General features: G+C 71.2%; 18 protein-coding genes. 7 read left to right on the top strand and 11 right to left on the bottom strand.

The annotated features are described in order from the left end of the window. The first annotated feature begins 168 nt into the window (after positions 1 to 168). Positions 169 to 672: a DinB family protein gene (locus ACZ6S6_RS30145; RefSeq protein WP_362967193.1), complete on the top strand. Its 504-nt coding sequence runs from the start codon at positions 169 to 171 to the stop codon at positions 670 to 672. Here ACZ6S6_RS30145 and ACZ6S6_RS30140 read toward each other — a convergent pair. From ACZ6S6_RS30140 to ACZ6S6_RS30130, 3 genes are all read right to left on the bottom strand, one after another. Continuing rightward, the gene (locus tag ACZ6S6_RS30140) at positions 669 to 1598 is read right to left on the bottom strand and encodes a YihY/virulence factor BrkB family protein (protein ID WP_469707856.1); all 930 of its coding nucleotides are present in this window, start codon (positions 1596 to 1598) and stop codon (positions 669 to 671) included. The two genes, ACZ6S6_RS30145 and ACZ6S6_RS30140, sit on opposite strands and share 4 nt — an antisense overlap. Before the next feature lie 316 nt (positions 1599 to 1914). Continuing rightward, positions 1915 to 2355 carry a cupin domain-containing protein gene (locus ACZ6S6_RS30135; protein WP_469707854.1) on the bottom strand — a complete coding sequence of 147 codons (441 nt, stop codon included), beginning with the start codon at positions 2353 to 2355 and terminating at the stop codon, positions 1915 to 1917. Further along, on the bottom strand, positions 2348 to 3079 hold the full coding sequence (locus ACZ6S6_RS30130; protein ID WP_469707852.1) for a DUF2249 domain-containing protein: 732 nt from the start codon (positions 3077 to 3079) through the stop codon (positions 2348 to 2350). Before ACZ6S6_RS30130 ends, ACZ6S6_RS30135 begins: the two co-directional genes overlap by 8 nt. A 117-nt stretch (positions 3080 to 3196) precedes the next feature. On the opposite strand from ACZ6S6_RS30130, the gene ACZ6S6_RS30125 reads away from it, so the two are divergent. Then, entirely contained in the window at positions 3197 to 3898 is a 702-nt protein-coding gene (locus ACZ6S6_RS30125; protein ID WP_469707850.1) for a helix-turn-helix transcriptional regulator, read from the top strand. Continuing rightward, positions 3895 to 4323: a hypothetical protein gene (locus ACZ6S6_RS30120; RefSeq protein WP_469707848.1), complete on the top strand. Its 429-nt coding sequence runs from the start codon at positions 3895 to 3897 to the stop codon at positions 4321 to 4323. Before ACZ6S6_RS30125 ends, ACZ6S6_RS30120 begins: the two co-directional genes overlap by 4 nt. Before the next feature lie 96 nt (positions 4324 to 4419). Here ACZ6S6_RS30120 and ACZ6S6_RS30115 read toward each other — a convergent pair whose 3' ends face one another. The 3 genes from ACZ6S6_RS30115 to ACZ6S6_RS30105 form a co-directional block, all read right to left on the bottom strand. Next, on the bottom strand, positions 4420 to 5565 hold the full coding sequence (locus tag ACZ6S6_RS30115) for a PP2C family protein-serine/threonine phosphatase (RefSeq protein WP_362965995.1): 1146 nt from the start codon (positions 5563 to 5565) through the stop codon (positions 4420 to 4422). Between the two features lie 436 nt (positions 5566 to 6001). After that, the gene (locus tag ACZ6S6_RS30110) at positions 6002 to 6514 is read right to left on the bottom strand and encodes an SRPBCC family protein (RefSeq protein ID WP_469707846.1); all 513 of its coding nucleotides are present in this window, start codon (positions 6512 to 6514) and stop codon (positions 6002 to 6004) included. Positions 6515 to 6580: 66 nt separating this feature from the next. Beyond that, positions 6581 to 7555: an SMP-30/gluconolactonase/LRE family protein gene (locus ACZ6S6_RS30105; RefSeq protein WP_362965991.1), complete on the bottom strand. Its 975-nt coding sequence runs from the start codon at positions 7553 to 7555 to the stop codon at positions 6581 to 6583. A gap of 183 nt (positions 7556 to 7738) precedes the next feature. Here ACZ6S6_RS30105 and ACZ6S6_RS30100 point away from each other — a divergent pair, with 183 nt between their 5' ends. Then, positions 7739 to 8671 (top strand): helix-turn-helix domain-containing protein, encoded by a 933-nt coding sequence (locus ACZ6S6_RS30100; protein WP_469707843.1) that lies wholly within the window; start codon positions 7739 to 7741, stop codon positions 8669 to 8671. Here ACZ6S6_RS30100 and ACZ6S6_RS30095 read toward each other — a convergent pair. Then, positions 8637 to 9659, bottom strand: a complete 1023-nt coding sequence (locus ACZ6S6_RS30095; RefSeq protein WP_469707841.1) for a hypothetical protein — start codon at positions 9657 to 9659, stop codon at positions 8637 to 8639. The two genes, ACZ6S6_RS30100 and ACZ6S6_RS30095, sit on opposite strands and share 35 nt — an antisense overlap. A gap of 121 nt (positions 9660 to 9780) precedes the next feature. Here ACZ6S6_RS30095 and ACZ6S6_RS30090 point away from each other — a divergent pair, with 121 nt between their 5' ends. Further along, positions 9781 to 10407: a TetR/AcrR family transcriptional regulator gene (locus ACZ6S6_RS30090; protein ID WP_362965985.1), complete on the top strand. Its 627-nt coding sequence runs from the start codon at positions 9781 to 9783 to the stop codon at positions 10405 to 10407. Positions 10408 to 10431: 24 nt separating this feature from the next. On the opposite strand, the gene ACZ6S6_RS30085 is transcribed toward ACZ6S6_RS30090, so the two are convergent. The 3 genes from ACZ6S6_RS30085 to ACZ6S6_RS30075 form a co-directional block, all read right to left on the bottom strand. Further along, positions 10432 to 11352: a nitroreductase/quinone reductase family protein gene (locus ACZ6S6_RS30085; RefSeq protein ID WP_469707839.1), complete on the bottom strand. Its 921-nt coding sequence runs from the start codon at positions 11350 to 11352 to the stop codon at positions 10432 to 10434. Between the two features lie 743 nt (positions 11353 to 12095). Next, the gene (locus tag ACZ6S6_RS30080) at positions 12096 to 12488 is read right to left on the bottom strand and encodes a hypothetical protein (protein ID WP_469707838.1); all 393 of its coding nucleotides are present in this window, start codon (positions 12486 to 12488) and stop codon (positions 12096 to 12098) included. 97 nt (positions 12489 to 12585) lie between these two features. Next, complete coding sequence (locus ACZ6S6_RS30075; protein ID WP_469707836.1) at positions 12586 to 13098, bottom strand: ATP-binding protein; 513 nt, start codon at positions 13096 to 13098, stop codon at positions 12586 to 12588. Between the two features lie 307 nt (positions 13099 to 13405). On the opposite strand from ACZ6S6_RS30075, the gene ACZ6S6_RS30070 reads away from it, so the two are divergent. Further along, positions 13406 to 14257 carry a helix-turn-helix domain-containing protein gene (locus ACZ6S6_RS30070; RefSeq protein WP_469707834.1) on the top strand — a complete coding sequence of 284 codons (852 nt, stop codon included), beginning with the start codon at positions 13406 to 13408 and terminating at the stop codon, positions 14255 to 14257. 11 nt (positions 14258 to 14268) lie between these two features. Next, positions 14269 to 14460: a hypothetical protein gene (locus ACZ6S6_RS30065; RefSeq protein WP_469707832.1), complete on the top strand. Its 192-nt coding sequence runs from the start codon at positions 14269 to 14271 to the stop codon at positions 14458 to 14460. 72 nt (positions 14461 to 14532) lie between these two features. Here the strand turns inward: ACZ6S6_RS30065 and ACZ6S6_RS30060 are convergent, their stop codons facing one another. After that, entirely contained in the window at positions 14533 to 16002 is a 1470-nt protein-coding gene (locus ACZ6S6_RS30060; RefSeq protein ID WP_469707830.1) for an MFS transporter, read from the bottom strand. Between the last annotated feature and the right edge of the window lie 64 nt (positions 16003 to 16066).

Raw genomic sequence — 16066 nt, 5'->3', positions numbered from 1 at the left:
GCGTGGGCCCACGGGCCCACGCGTGGACCCCAAGGCAGCTCCCCGGTGGCGGGGGCCCGGCCCGGAGTGCTTCCGGCAGTTCACATCAGCCCCAGCAGTAACAAGGAAGGGCCGCCTCACGGGTTAAGCGGTGGACAGGCCGTCGGTGAGCCACGAGGGTGTACCGCGATGACACGCACCGATTCGCCTCCCGCCTGGGACGAGCGCACACAGCTGACCACTTTCCTCGACTACACCCGCGCGACCGCGCTGGCCAAGTGCGAGGGCCTCGCTCAGGAGGACGCGCGCAAGGCCCTGCTGCCGGGCTCGCCCCTGATGACGCTCGCGGGTGTGCTCAACCATCTCCGCTGGGTCGAGTACGCGTGGTTCGAGATCGACTTCCTCGGCGGGGAGGACGAGGGCCCGTGGACCGACGAGGATCCGGACCGCGAGATGCGCATCGCCGTCGACATGCCGCTCGCCGACGTGATGGCGGAGTACGAGGAGCAGTGCGCCCGCTACCGGGAGCTCGTCGCCGCCCATGACCTGGACACCCCGGCGAAGCGTCCGCGATCCGACGGCCACCACCCCGATCTGCGCTGGATCCTGCTGCACCTCATCGAGGAGACCGCCCGGCACAACGGCCACCTCGACATCATCCGGGAGCTCGTCGACGGCAGCACGGGGGCCTAGGGCCTCTCGTTTGGATCATGCTGGGCTCGCGGGGGCCGGCACCGCACCCGGCTCAGCTCCACGTTGAACTGGGCGCCCGTCAGCAGGGCCAGGTTGGTGAACCACACCCAGATCAGGAACACCACCAGCCCCGCCAGTGACCCGTACAGCCGGCTGTAGGAGCCGATGTACGTCGCGTACACCGCGAATCCCGCCGAGGCCACCAGCCACAGGAGCGCCGCCAGCACCCCGCCCGGCAGCGCCCGGCTCGAACCGCGCGCCGATGCCGGACCGGTCCGGAAGAGGACCGTGATCAGGCAGGCGACCAGACAGAGCAGCACGGGCCACTTCAGCACCGCCCACACCGCGTCCCCCAGATGCGCCAGGCCGATCCGGTGCCCGAGCCAGCGGGCCAGCGGGCCGGAGAGCACCAGGGCGAACGCACTGGTCATCAGGAGCAGCAGCAGCCCGATCGCCGTCGCCACGATGATGTGCGCCTTGCGCAGGGCGGGCCGGGTGTCCCGTACCCCGTGCATCGCGTGCAGCGCCCGCCGGAACACGGCCAGATAGCTGGACGCCGACCAGACCGCGCTGACGGTCCCGGTCGCGACCAGCAGCCAGACCGCGGTCCGCTGCTGCGTGGCCGCCTCCAGGGGCTGGCGCAGCGCGGCGCCGGACTCCGCCGGCGCGAAGGCGGTGATGTCGGCGATCAGGGCGTCCGTGGCCCGGGGATTGGCCAGCCCGATGACGGACACCGTCACCAGGAGCGCCGGGAGCAGCGCGAGGATGGCGTAGTACGTCAGGGCCGCCGCCCAGTCCGAGAGGTCGTCGTTCCACAGGGAGACGGGCGTCCGCCGCAGCGCGACGGACCAGCGCCGCGTGGGCCCGGGATGCCCGGCTGCCCGGCGCGGCGCCCCGGTGGCGGTGTCGCTGATCTTGCTGGACAAGGATGAGCCTCCGGGGACGTAGGGAGGTGGGCGAGCACAGTCGGACGCCTCCCGCCGCGTGGACGCGGGGGGACGCGGAAGACGCCCTGTGCCGTCTATCCTCTTCTGCTCCGGTTTGCCGACCGTACTCCGTGCGTCTCCGCTCCGGTTCTCCGGTACCCGGCCGGGTGCGCCGAGCGCCTGCCGAACCGTGCGTCGAGCCGCCGCACCGCCGGACGGCTCACCCGCGCGAACCGGTCGCCCGCCCCTGTCCAGGTCGTGTCCGCGAAGTCCCGCCGTACGCCGCGCGCCGGACGGGGCTTCGCGGACGGAACACCTAGGGCCGCTCCCGGCGCGAGCGGATGGTCATGCCGGGGCGCCGGCGGTGGACCGTGAGGTAGGACAGACCGTCCGCGCCTGCCGTGATGCGGCGCGTCGAACCGTGCGGCAGCCAGAACAGCCCACTCGCGGCGAGCTGTTCGGCACTGTCGGTCCCCTCCAGGGTGCCGCGACCGGCGACGACCAGCAGAAGTACGTCGAGATCGGGCTCGGTGTGCGTCTCGACCCGCTGACCGGGCGGCAGGTGAACGACGTTGGCGTCGAGCTGGCGCCCCGGCTCGGCAAGCCTCCACCGCGCACCCGCGGATGACGGACCTTCCCCGGGAAGCCCGGCGACTGCGGCGACGTCGCACAGCAGGCTCGGCGCCGGCCCGAGCGGGCTCCCCGCACCGGCTGCGCCGCCCGCCGGTCCCGGACGGCCGGGGTGTACGTCACGCATCCGCCGTCACCCTTCCGATCCGGACCCGCCAGACGTCGGGACCGGACTCGACGTAGTCCCAGGTGTGCGCGCCGGGGTGGGCGGCCTCGAACTCGCGGCGCAACGGCTTGGGGTCGTGGTTGTTGACCAGGGTGAAGGCCTCTCCCGGACCGAGCCGGCCGAAGCGGGCGAAGATCCGCGGGTGCCTGCGTCCGTGCGGGATCTCACGGACGTCGATGACCGCGGGGGTGTCCAGCCGGCCGCCGTCCAGCAGGGTGCGCAGGTCCGCGACGAGGGCCGGCAGGTCCGCGCCGGGCAGCGTGGCCAGCGCGGGCAGCAGAACCGACTCCTCGACCTCCAGATGCACCGCCAGTACGGCCTCGACCGCGCGTGCGAGCGGCACGGCGGCCGCGGCGTCGCCGGTGGCGGCGACTGCGTCGATACGGGCGTCGAGCGCGGCGAGGCCGCTGCGCAGGGCCCGTACGAGCAGGCGCGTATCAGCGGCCCCGGAGGCGGCGGCGTACAGCGTCCCGTCGGTGGCGGCCAGGTGGCGGCGCAGCTCGCCGGTGCAGAAGCCGGTCAGTTCCGCGTGTACGGAGTCCCCGTACCCCGCGGCCGGTTCGGGCCCGGTGAACGCGGCGAGTCCGGCGAGCAGTTCCCGGTGTCCGCGGTGGATCGCGGTCCGGGCACGGACAGCGGGGTCGGTCTCGGTGGCCTCGATGTGGATGTCGTCTGACGGTGCCATGGCTGAGTGCTCCTGTTCGCCTTCCGGAACTCGGTTCACGATTATTACATGTACAATTTGGAAAAATTCTTCCTCCGGCGGTGCGTCGCCTCCCCGGAGCCGGAAAGGGTGACCGACATGACCCGTGACGACACGGCTGCGCCGCAGACACCGCGGCGCCGGGCGGTCCTCGACGCGCTGCGCGCCTCCGACAGCCCGCTGGGCGTCACCGAGGTGGCCGGACAGCTCGGCGTCCACCCCAACACGGTGCGTTTCCACCTGGACGCCCTCGTGACGGAGGGTGCCGTCGAGTGCAGTCGGCGGGAGTCCTCCGGGCGGGGGCGTCCCCGTACGGTCTACGCGCCCCGGCCCGGAATGGACCGCGGCGGGATCCGGGGCTACCGCCTGCTCGCCCGGATGCTCGTCAGTGAGCTGGCCGCGTCCGGCGCGGACGCCGGGGTGAAGGCCACCCGGACCGGCCGCGCCTGGGGCAGGCACCTGATCGACCGGGTGCCCCCGTTTCACCGGCCGGCCCACGGCGAGTCCGTCGCCCGGCTGACCGCGATGCTCACCGACCTCGGTTTCGCCCCCGAGACATCGGGGGACGACGAGGCGGCGCCCGACCTGATCCGGCTGCGCCACTGCCCCTTCCTCGAACTCGCGGAGGAGTACGGGCCGATCGTCTGCCCGCTCCATCTCGGGCTGATGCAGGGTGCGTTGACGGAGCTGGACGCCCCCGTCCGGGCCACCCGGCTCGAACCGTTCGCCGAACCCGACGTCTGCCTGGCCCACCTCGCCCCGGCCGGCGCCGCACCCGAGGAAGCGGCATCGCCACGATGAACGCGGAAGCAGCGGCCACGGCAGGGGCCGTGACCTTCGTCTGGCTCGGGATGGTGCTGGCGATCTCGTTCATCGAGGCGCCACTGAAGTTCCGGGCGCCGGGGGTGACCGTCCCCATCGGGCTCGGCATCGGCCGGCTCGTCTTCCGTGCGCTCAACCTCGCCGAAGCCGCTCTGGCGCTGGTGCTGATCGCCGCGGTGGCCGTCGGCACGCCCACGGTGGCCGTCGTCGTCCTCACGGCGGTCGCCGTGTGCGTACTGGCCGGCCAGCTCGCGGTCGTCCGCCCCCGCCTGAACCGGCGCTCCGACCGCGTCCTGGCCGGCGAGGACCTTCCGCGCTCGACGACGCATCTGTACTACATCGCCCTTGAGGCCGCCAAGGTCCTCGCCCTGATCTCCCTCGGCGCCGTGCTCCTGACCGACTGACAGCCGGGGCAGCTCACTGAGAGTTGAGGGTGAGCGTGCGGACCGGGAGCGTGGGGGCAGCGCGTCAACTGACGGCGCGCCGAAGGGGGCCGGTCCTTACGGTGCCTGATGCGGGGCACGGCGTACCGCGAGAACCGCCAGGTCATCCTGCTGCACTCCGGCGGTGAAGTTCCGCACGTCGTCGACGAGTGAACCGATCAGCCGGCCGGCGGTGATGTCGACGCGGCCGCCGAGACGCGCCTCCAGCGGATAGAAGGCGCCGTCGCGCGAACGGGCCTCGGTCAGGCCGTCGGTGCACAGCAGCAGCGTGGCCCCGGCGGGGAAGGCGAACCATGCCACCGTGCGTGGTTCGTCGACCAGATCGTCCAGGCCCAGCGGTACGTGTTCCTCCCCTGTGCCGACGACGGTGACGACGCCCTCGTGCAGCAGGTAGGGCGGAATGTGGCCGCAGCCGACGACCTGGGTGTCGGTACCCGCGTCCACTCCCAGAACGAGGGCGGTGACGAACCGTTCGGGCTCACCGCGCTGTCCGGCGTAGTCGTTGTGCCGGACGACCGCCGCTTCCAGCGCGTCGACGAGCGCGGTCACCGTCGGCTCCCGGTGGGCGGCTTCCCGGAACGCCCCCACCACGTCGATGGCCATCCCGATGGCGGCCAGCCCCTTCCCCTGGACGTCACCGATGAGGACCCGGGTGCCCCACGCGGTGGCCGCCACGTCGTAGATGTCGCCCCCGACCAGCTTGTCCTCCTGCAAGGGCTCGTACACGCCGTCCACCAGGACATCGTCGGTGAGCAGCGGCAACGGCCGCAGGATCTGCCTCTGCATCGCCGCGGCGGTGGACCGCAGCCGCACCAGGGCGTCCTCACGCATGACGCGCGCCCGGGTGCCGTAGACGGCCAGCGCGCCGAAGCCGACGGCGAACACCGCCAGGATCACCCGGTTGAGGATCCGCTCCCCGGGCTGGAAGACCACCGGCGCGACGACGACGAGGCTCACCCAGGCGGAGACCAGCGCCGTCTGGCGCGGGCTGCACAGGGCGGCGGCGAACGCCGGCAGGAACACCAGCAGCCCGAGAAGGAGCACCGCGGTCCCGGTCAGCAGACCGAGGACGACCACAACGGCCGTCGTCGCCAAGGTCGCCAGGACGACATCGCGGGTGGCTGGTGTCCGGATGGCAGTGGTGTCGTCGTGGTCGGCCGGACCTGGTGCCGAGGACATCGCTGCACGCAGCGGACGGAACATGCGGGCACCCTCCAGCGGCGATGTGGTCGCGCATGCACGTGCCGCCCACGGCAGCGGACCCGGGGCATCGATCGTCCAATCCCGGCGGGGCGGCGTAGGGAGGCTGGCCGCCACCCCGGTGAAGTGCGCCCGTACGAGTGGCGCCCGGACCGCTCCCGCGACCGCCCGGCCGGAGGGTGTGGTGCGGATACCGCACGTCGCAGGCGCGGGTGATGGTCTGCGTGACCGCGTCGTGGTGGGAGTCGGTGAGACCGGCCTTCAGCATGACCTGGCCGAGCGGTACTGCTCGGCCAGCTTGGAGAACGCGGTCTCAGCCAGGTGCAGGGCGCTGGGGCGCCGCGCGCGGGGCCGGTCCGACGTCAGTCCGCGCGGACCGCCGCCCGCATCGAGCTCAACCCATTGGCAAGCCCACCGGGCGGCTGACCGAACGGCATTGTTAAAAGGCCGCGCCGTCACCGCCCTCCTCGGCGACCCAGCGTCCCAGGGCGACCAGTGTGGTCTCCGCACTGTCCGCCATGTGCGCGAGCAGCGCGTCCAGCTCCGCGCGGGTGGTGCCCAGCACCGGTTCCAGGCCCAGCAGCTGCCAGGACTGCTCCGCGACGGTGCCGGTTCCGAGCGGGCGGAAGGTCCAGCACCATTGGACGAGTCCCTCCACGACGAAGGCGAACGTCTCGCCGGGCTCGGCCCTCAGCACTTGTGAGCGGCTGGTCCACTCGCGGTCGCCGCGCCGGTTGCGTCCGCTGAACCAGGCCCCGGCACGAGGGCCGGCTCCGTCGTCGTAACTCACCTCGCTCGCGCTCGGACTCCAGGTGCCGATCATCGATACCTCGCTCACCAGGTCGTAGGCCCGCGAGGGGGTGGCCGCGATCCACGCCTTCCTGGTGAAGCGGAAGTCCTGGGGGTCGAGGTGTTCGAGTGCGGTGCGGTCCGGGGTGGTGGTGATGCTCATGGAATCTCCCTGGGCGGGGGTGCGGCAGGGGCGCGGCAGGCGCCGGCCGCCGACCGTGACGGTTCGTCAGTGGCGGTGGTGGATACGGGCGGTGAGCAGGTTGGGGTCCTCCTCGGTGAGGTAGGCGGCCGAGGTCACGTACACGGTGTCGCCGCGCACGGCGACGGCCGTGGGGTTCTGCAGGCCGTCCTGGGCGCTGAGCACGATGGTGTGGGTGCCGTCGGGCTCGATCAGGGCCACCTCGTCGGTCTGGTCGAGGGCGGCGAGGATCCGGTCGCTGCGCCCGACGAAGGCGAAGTCGTCGATTCCGGCGAGCTGTTCGGCCTTGATCCGGGCGGGGCCCGCCGTGCCGTTCCTCCTCACCTGGTAACGGACCACGGTGCCCTTGTCCAGGTTGGACACCCAGACTGCGCCGTTGTGCACCTTCAGGCCGTTGGCGCCGAGGAAGCCGGTCGAGGCGAGCTCGGGGCCGTCCGCCCAGACCTTCGCGGTGCCGCCGCCGGCCGGTACGCGCCAGATGACGCCGCGGACCGAGTCGGTGATGTAGAGCCGGCCGGAGTCCAGTGCCAGTCCGTTGGGCAGGCCGTCGGCCGGCAGTGCGGCGATCCGCTCCGGGGTGCCGCCGGGCCTGAGCCGCCAGACGCCGGTGAGGTCGGCGGTACCCGTGGCGTACAGGAAGTACAGCGTGCCGTGCGCGTCCCTGACCAGGCCGGTGACCAGGGGGAAGCCGAGCGCCGGGGTGTGCACGCCGTCGTCGGCCGGCGCGGGCAGGGTCGCCAGCACCCGTACCTTGCCGTTGCGGGTGACCTGGGCGATCTGTCGTGCGGCGGACAAGGACAGATCGACGCTGCCGTCGGGTTCCAGGACGATGTTCTCCGGCATCTGCTTGCCGTCCAGGTCGAAGTGCTGGGTGATGCGTGCGTGTGACAGCGGCGCCGTGGCAGCTGTTGCCGAACCGGGCAGGCCTACGGCGAGGGAGGCGGCGAGGGAGGCCGTCGCGATGGCGGCGACCAGTACGTTCCGTGCGAACTTCGCTGACACGTTGCTTCCTTGCGTAGTGCGTAGTGGACGGTGGTGCGGTGCGAGGCGGCCCTGTCGCTCGGCGACGGGGGTTCGCTCGTGGCCCCAACTCTGTGTCCGGTCGGCATGGGCAACCAGCCCCGGTTCTGCCTATCCCTGGCAGGGGCAGGCTGCGGGCGGGCCCGGCACTGGATACTCGGGGCCATGGACGCACACGGACAGCTCGGGGCCTTTCTGCAAGCGCGACGGGCCCAGTTGCAGCCCCGGGACGTCGGGCTGCCGACCTACGGGGACCGCCGGCGGGTTCCGGGGCTCCGGCGTGAGGAGCTGGCCCTGCTGGCGGGCGTCAGCGCCTCGTACTACACGCGTCTGGAGCAGGGCGCCTCCTGCCACGCCTCCACCGAGGTGCTGGACGCGATCTCCCGGGCCCTGTGCCTGGAGGAGACGGAGCGGCTGCACCTGCACGACCTGGCCACCGCCTGCCGGCACCGGGTCACGGCCCGCCGTCCCCCGGCCGAGCGGCCGGGCCCGGCCGTGCGCGAACTGGTGCGGTCGCTGGAGGAGGTGCCCGTCGTGGTGACCGGGCGGCGCAGCGACGTACTGGCCTGGAACACGGCGGGGCACGCGCTGCTGGCCGGGCACGTGGACGCGACGGGCCCGGAGCGCCCGGCCGACCGGCCGAACATGGCGCGGCTGGTCTTCCTGGACGCCCACATCCGGGAGCTCTACGTCGACTGGACGGCGAAGGCCCGAGCCGTGGTCGGCAATCTGCGTCTGGTCGCGGGGAGGCATCCGCAGGACGCCCGGCTGACCCAGCTCATCGGTGAACTGACGACCCGGAGCCCGGAGTTCGCGCGCATGTGGGCGGACCACCGGGTACGGGCGTGCGACACCGCCGAGTACGAGCTACGGCACCCGCTCGTCGGTTCCCTGACGGTCACGCAGCAGACGCTGACCGTGCCGTCCGAACCCGAGCAGTCCCTGGTCATGGTGACCGCCGCCCCCGGCTCGGCCTCCCAGGCCGCGCTGAAACTCCTCGTCCAGGCCACCGCGACCGGGGGCGGGGATGTGGACAGGGGGCGGCGCGCCGCCACGACGGACTTCAGCGCTCCCGGTACTGATCGGCGACGGCCGTGAACGCCGCCTTCGGCTCCCACGGCAGCCCGGGGAAGGTGACCCCGAGGCGGTCCTCGTACACCTTGACGATGCCGTAGCCGGCCCGGTCCAGGTCCTCCCGGGGGTCGCCGTCGGGGCGGTGCACATGGTCGTACAGGGCGAAGGTGAACACGAAGGCGCTGTCGACGCCTCCGGCCTCGAAGACCTCCAGCAGCTCACGCAGGTACGCGGCCTGACCGGCCTCGTCGCGGGCGTATTCACCGTTCAGCCGGACAGGGGCGCCATCCTCGCCGCACTCGACGATCTCCAGCCCCTCCGCGCCCCGGTCCCCCGCGCCCAGGTAGCCGGCCGAGCCGAACTCCGTGATCGCGACCGGCTTCCCCTGCGCTACGAGGTCACGGACTCCGTCGGCGAACCGGTCGGCGGTTTCAGCGGACCTGTAGAGGTCCATGGACACGATGTCGAAGGGCGCCCAGTCGACACGTTCGAACGGCACGGCGGCGTAGGTGACCTTGCCGCCGAAGCGCTCGCGGACGAGCGCCACGGCCTGGCCGAGGAAGTCGTTGACGTGTGCGCTCACCGCGCCCAGGTGCTCGCGCGCGAAGTCCGGCCGGCGGAGAGCGGCGACCCGTTCGCCGGTGCTGTCACCGGGCAGGAACCCCTTGTTCATCAGGCTCAGTTCGGCACCGCTGACGAACACGACCTCGGCTCCCCGCAGCCTGAGCCGCTCCGCCCGCTCGGCGCAGTCGGCGAAGAGCGCCAGCGTCTCGCCGGCGGTCAGTTCGAGCGGATAGGGGGAGAACCAGACCTCGATGCCGAGGTCGGCGGCGTACGTCGCCGCGAGTTCCACCCGGTCCGGGTCACCGCCCATGACACGGACCGCGTTGCAGTGCAGATCGTCACGGATGATGCGCAGCTCGCGCTCGACCTCCGCCGGGTCGAAGGACTTGCGGGACGTCGTCCCGTTGTTGACGAAACCGGTGTCGTAACTGATTCCCCTGGCTCGCATACGTCGCACCCTCTCCCGCCCATCCCGCACAATTACGGTACTGACCGTACCCTATTTGTGGCTGCGCGGGGCGGGCGAGCAAAATGGAAGGGTACGAGCGGTACCGCTAGCAGGAGGCGCCATGGCAGGGGACGCGACGGGGCAGCCGGCCGCCGCCGGGCAGACGCGGCGACGCGGAGCCGTCCTGGAGGAGGCGATCCTGCGCGCCGCCGTGGCCGAGCTCACCGAGTCCGGGTTCGCCGCCCTGACCATGGACAAGGTCGCCGCCCGCGCGGGCACCAACAAGAACGCCATCTACCGCCGCTGGCCGAACCGCCTCGCCCTCGGTATCGCCGCCTACCGGCAACTGGCCAGGACCGTCCAGCCCCCCGACACCGGCTCACTGCGCGGCGACGCCCTTGAGCTGCTGCGCCGGGCGAACCGCAACTGGAGCTCCCCCTTCGGCGCGATCCTGCGCGAGCTGCTCTCCGCGGCGGGCGGCGCGTCCGAGCTGCTGGCACAGCTCCAGGACCAGTCCGGCGACGCCGCGGCCGCCCCCTGGCTGACGATCCTGGGCCGCGCGGTCGCACGCGGCGAGGCCTCCCCGGAGGCGCTCCACCCCAGGGTCGCCACCGTGGCCATGGTCCTGCTGCGCAATGAATTCGTGGTGCGCGGGCTGCCTACCGCGCCCGACGACGTCCTCGTCGAGATCGTCGACGAGGTGTACCTGCCGCTGGTACGGCAACGGGACCCGGCGACGACGGACTGAGCCGGTGAACCCCCACCATCCCGGTCACCGGCCGGGGTTCACCGGCGGAACCGGCGGCCAGGGAACCTCGGCCAGGAGGGGGACGATCACCTCCTCCTCGTAGTCGAGATGCGCGTTCAGCTCGGCCGACATCCGCGCCAACTCGCCCCGGAAGCGCGCCGGTTCCGCGATCCCGATACCGGCGAGCAGCTCCACGAGCGCCGCCTGAATCCGTGCGACGGTGCGGTGCTCGTCCGTAAGCCGGGCGAAGGTGTCGCCCAGGTGCGGGTGGTAGCGGGCGATCCCGGGGAACAGGTGCCCGTCCTCGCTGGTGTGGTGGAACTCCAGGGCCTGGCAGAACGCCAGGCAGCGCTGCCGGATCTGCAGCCCGAGGCTGGGCGCCGGCGGCTCACCGGGCCCCTGATAAGCCGCGCGCTCGGCGAAGTGGACCTCCACCTCGGCCGCCACCTCACGCAGTTGGCCGCGCAGCCAGGTGTGAACCTCCATGACCTTGTCGGCCAGAGTGCGGACCTCGCCGGGTCCCTGCCACCCATCGGGATCGGCGCGCTCCAGCACGACGACGGGCAGGACCCGGGTGGTCCGGGCCTGGTAGTCGCCGTACCCGGGGGCGATCCGCACGGCGTGCGCGAACAGTTCGTCGCGCCTGTTCCCCTCGGCGGGGACCGCGAGGGCCTGGAAGGTGCGGGTCCCGATCTCCACCCGCACCACCGGGTGGGCGAGCAGGTTGTGGTACCAGCCGGGGTGGCTCGGGGCGCCGAGGCTGGACCCGACGAGCAGGAGCAGCCCGCCGTGGCGGACGTACCCGAGGGGCGTGGTCCGCTCGGCCCCCGACCTCGCGCCGGTGGTCGTCAGCAGGAGGAGATCGCCGCCCGCGAAGGGGCCACCGACCTTCCCCTCGTTGGCGCGGAACTCCTCGATGATCGTTTCATTGAAAGACGTGGGCATACGGATGCGTATCTCCGGGAGCTTCAGTGATTCCGCAGCGACTGCGGGTCATGGCGTGTGGTGACGTGCCCAGGACGAAGCGACCGCACGGCCTCGCGCCGGACACGGCGGCACGCGGGACGAAGGGGTGCGGTTGCGTTACGTCAGGTACAGGGCGCGGAGTATGAACTCATGACGGACCCTTGAGTGAAGGGTGCTCGCCCGATCACCGGCCGGCCCACTGCTCTTTGGCCAGCGTCACGCGACACCGCCGCCTATTACACGCACCCGCCGACCGCCTGTCAACGCGAGCTCACTCAGTACCGCGTCGACCTGGATGGCCGTGGCCGGGGAAGGCGGACGGAGCACCGCGGAAACACGCGGCCAGCACCATCACCCAGGGTTATCCACAAGCGCGTACGCCTCCGCGCCATCCGAGGAATCGTGGCTCCATGAACACAGCCGGCATCACCCCGCCGCCCCGGAGGCCGCGGGCGCAACAGCGAGCAGCCGACGTACGGGTGTTGGCGGATCTCGCACCGGACGGGGTCCTCTTCACCGCCAGGGCCGTCGCGGCGGGCTGGACGCGGCGGCAGCTCTCCCACCGGCTCCGGTACGAGCGGTGGCAGCCGATCCACCGAGGCGCCTGGGCCGCCCCGGAGCTCAGGGTCGACTGGTTCATCCGGGCCCGGGTCTTACAGAACCTCCAGCCGAACCTCGTGTGCAGTCACCGCACCGCAGCGGCTCTTCACCGCCTGGAGCTTCTACGCGACAGCCCAGACCGCGCCGCCGAGAACGAGTTCACCGACCCGCGCCCCGGCCCGTACCGCGGGCGTCCCGGAACCCGTATCCACCGGCTCCCCCTCTCCCCCGCCGACCGGACCGTTCGACGAGGGCTCCACGTCACGTCCCCGGTCCGCACGGTCGGTGACCTGATGCGGCACCTCCCCCGTGACGAGGCGGTCGTCCTCGCGGACTCCGCCCTCTCCGCACGCCGGGTCGGGGGAACCCGCCGCCCCGCACTCATCCGGCTCCGGGCGCTCCACGCCGAACTCGCGAGCCCCCGGAACGGCGCGGCTCGCGCCCGGAGCCTCCTCCCCCTCCTCGACCCCCGCTCCGGCTCCCCCGCCGAAACGGTCGCCCGCCTCCTGATCCACGACGCCGGACTCCACCCCGAGACACAGGCGACCCTCCGCCGCGCGCCTATACCTCTCCCGATTGGCCTTCCCCCGTTTTGCTCGACGACGACGCGGGTCAACGAGGCAGGGCCACCCAGGCTTTGGTGCCCTGCTGCGACTGCGGCGCCTCGCACACACCCCACTCGCCTCCCCAGTCGTCCACGACAGCGGCCAACAGCCAGAGCGCCCGCCGTCGCCGCTCTTCGCAGAGTGCGGCGAGGTCCGGTTCGACGTGGTGCGGGTGCTGGTCCCAGACGAGGAGGCGAACGGCGTCGTCGCGGTGCCGCAGGGATACGTAGAGCTCCCTGCCGGGGCTCATCCTGGCGGTCACCGCGATGAGTTCGGACGCGGCATGTGTGGTCGGCCAGGCGAACCGGACGAGCCCGTGCGCCTCCAGCGCGGCGGCGATCGCGGTGCGCCCGATGTACGCGCTGCGGATCTCGCCGGGGAGCGTGAAGCTCAACGTGAGCCCGCGCTCCCGCCCGCTCCCGGTGCGTACTTTCGGGCGCAGGTAGGGGTGCGGGCGTGGCGGTGTCCACGTCTCGGCGACGGCGGCCGGGCAGAGTGCGGTGAGCGGAGATGAGTGCATGGCTGACTCCCCTGATTCGGGTGGCGAGTTGGCGGATCTCTCTTTCGCGTCGATGCGCACAAGTGGCTCGCGTCGAGTCCGATGAGCAGTGGCCTGTCTCCCTGGCGCGGCACCCCCTCCCAGGGCAGGAGACAGCGGGCAGCACCGCGCGATGCACTTCCGGCTCATCGGAACGTGAGCTGTGCGTCACCGAATGTAGCCCAAGCGTGGCACTAGTGTCGTCCAGTCAGAGGCAATTGCCCCCAACTGGCTGGACTCACATGCCGGTACAGCGGCAGACTGGAGCCACCCGCGAGAAGAGAGACCCATGCCCAGCAGTTCCACGCCGACTGAACGACAGAGACGGCTCGGTGCCGAGCTGCGCAAGATGCGCCTGGCTGCCGAGGCCACCACGTCCTATGCGGCGGGCCTGTTGGGCATAGACCGAACCAAGATCTCCAACATGGAGTCCGGGGTCCGCCCGATCACACCGGCACGCGTGCGCACGCTTGCCTGCAACTTCGCTTGCGCGGATCGGCTGTACATCGATGCCCTCGTAGAGATGGCCGAGCAGCGGAAACGCGGCTGGTGGGAGGAGTACCGGGGCAAGCTGCCGTCAGGGCTGCTGGACATCGCCGAACTCGAATGGCATGCCGTCCACATCCGTACCGCGCAGACGGTCCATCTCCCCGGCCTGTTGCATACAGACGACTATGCCCGCGCAGTCTTCGGTGCCGTTTTGCCCGCGCTGTCGCGGCTGGAAGTCGAGTTGCGGGTAGCCCATCGCATGGACCGGCAACAGATCCTCGACCGTGAACCGGCGGTCGACTACGTCGGATACGTGCACGAGGCCGCGCTACGCATGCAGTTCGGCGGACGAAGCGTCGCCCGGGAGCAGTTGCTCCACCTCTGCCACGCATCCGAGCGCGAGCACATCGATGTCCGAGTGATTCCGGTCGAGCGAGGAGCATTCCCAGGGGCGGGACACGCGCTGCTCTACGCCCATGGCGTCGTGCCCCAACTCGACACCGTGCAACTGGATTCCGCCCATCGGCCCGAGTTCATGCACGCGGAAGCCCAACTCACCAAGTACCGGGCGCATCTGGACTGGATGGAAGCCGAATCGCTCTCCACCGCCGCCTCCCGGGATTTCATACACGCCATCTCACGACAACTCTAAGGACGTCCGGCATGAACGGGATCGACTGGGAAGCGCCCTTCTGCGGCGAGGGAAACAACTGCTTCAGGCTCGGGACGGACGCTGAAGGAAACAGCTACATCACCGTCCTCGGCTCCGAGGACCACTTCCTCACCGACACCCGCGAGGCGCTCCAGCAGCTCATCCTCGACATCAAGGCCGGCAAGGCCGACCACCTGCTGTGACACAGCACGCGGGCCTGGCACCGGTCACGGTGCCAGGCAGGGTCTCGCCGCTCGTGGCCGGAGAGCCCTGTCTCACGAACGCGTCGTTTCCCAGGGGGAGACAGGGGCGTCGATTCGCTCACCCGCAGCGTCCACCGCGGCGGACGGCGCGCCGCCCCGCCGAGAGAGCAGGCCGAAGGCGCTGATGACAGCTGCGACGACGGCTGCCGCGAACGGGACAAGCAGACCGGCCCGGTAGCCGTCCAGCAGGGCGGCAGGAGTCTCCCCGTGCGTGGCGGCCACGCTGACGGCGGTGACCGCGGCGAGTCCGAGGGCGGCGCCGAACTGGAAGGCGGTGTAGAGGAGGCCGCCCGCGAGCCCCTGCTCCTCCTCCGCGACCCCGTCCGTGGCAGCGATGGTGAGCGGGCCGTACGCCAGGGAGAACGCGAGACCGAGGATGAGCAGGCTCGGGAACATCGCCGCGTAACTCCAGTCCGCTCCCACCGGGAGGAACAGCCCGTAGGAAATCACCGCGAGCAGGAGACCCCCGAAGATCACCCTGGCGTTGCCGAAGCGATTGACCAGCCGTGGGGTGAGAGTCGGCGAAAGGACCGCGTCGACGCCGATGACCAGCATCGCGAAGCTCGTCTGCAATGTTGACCAGCCAAGCAACTCCTGGAGATACAGCACCACGAGGAACTGGAAACCGAAGAATCCGGCGGCGAACAGCATCGCCGCAAGGTTGGCCCGCACCAGGGAGCCGTTGCGGAAGATGCCCATGCGTACCAGGGGCTCGGCAGACCGCCGTTCGATGATGAGGAAGGCCGCGAGGAACACCAGTCCGGCCAGCAACGTGCCGGCGCTGGCGGTGATCCCCGCGTGGGCCGCACGCTCGACGCCGAGCACGATCAGCACCAGAGCAGCGGTGACGGTGAGCGCGCCGGCAGCGTCGACGCGCATGCCGGATCTGTCGGGGCGCGCCGACTTGGGGACGAACACGAGGGCCGCCACGAGGATGAGGGAGGAAAGCATGACCGGGGCGAAGAAGACCCACCGCCAGCCGACGGCAGTGAGCAGCCCGCCGGCGACCAGACCGATCGTGAAGCCCCCTGCGGCGGTGCCCGAGTAGATGAGCAGTGCCTTGTTCCGCTCCGGCCCCTCGGCAAAGCCTGTGGTGATGATGGAGAGACCTGCCGGAGTCATGAAGGCTGCGGCGACGCCGGTGATGAACCGCGCGGCAATCAGCATCCACCCCTCGGTGGCAAAGCCGCCGAGCCCGGAAAACAGCAGGAAGACAGTGAGCCAGAAGACGAACATCTGACGGCGTCCGAACAGATCGGCCGCCCGGCCGCCGAGGAGCATGAAGCCGCCGTAGCCGAGTACGTAGGCGCTCATGACCCACTGCAGCTCACCGGTGGAAAGTCCGAGGTCGGCGCGGATCGACGGCAGCGCCACATTGAGCATGGCCACATCGATGCCTTCGAGGAAGATCGCGCCGCACAGCACGAGCAGGATGCCCCACTTGTGTGTGCTCAGCCCGCCCGAAGTATTCAAGGCACTCATGCCGATGAACCCCTTACGGAGTGGTGTGTGTTGGTGGTGCCTCAAGCCTTCGCCACAACCCGGC

Source organism: Streptomyces sp. NPDC048671, assembly GCF_055587045.1.
The sequence above is the reverse complement of the archived record's forward strand: the minus strand, read 5'-3'. Positions and strand labels throughout refer to the sequence as shown.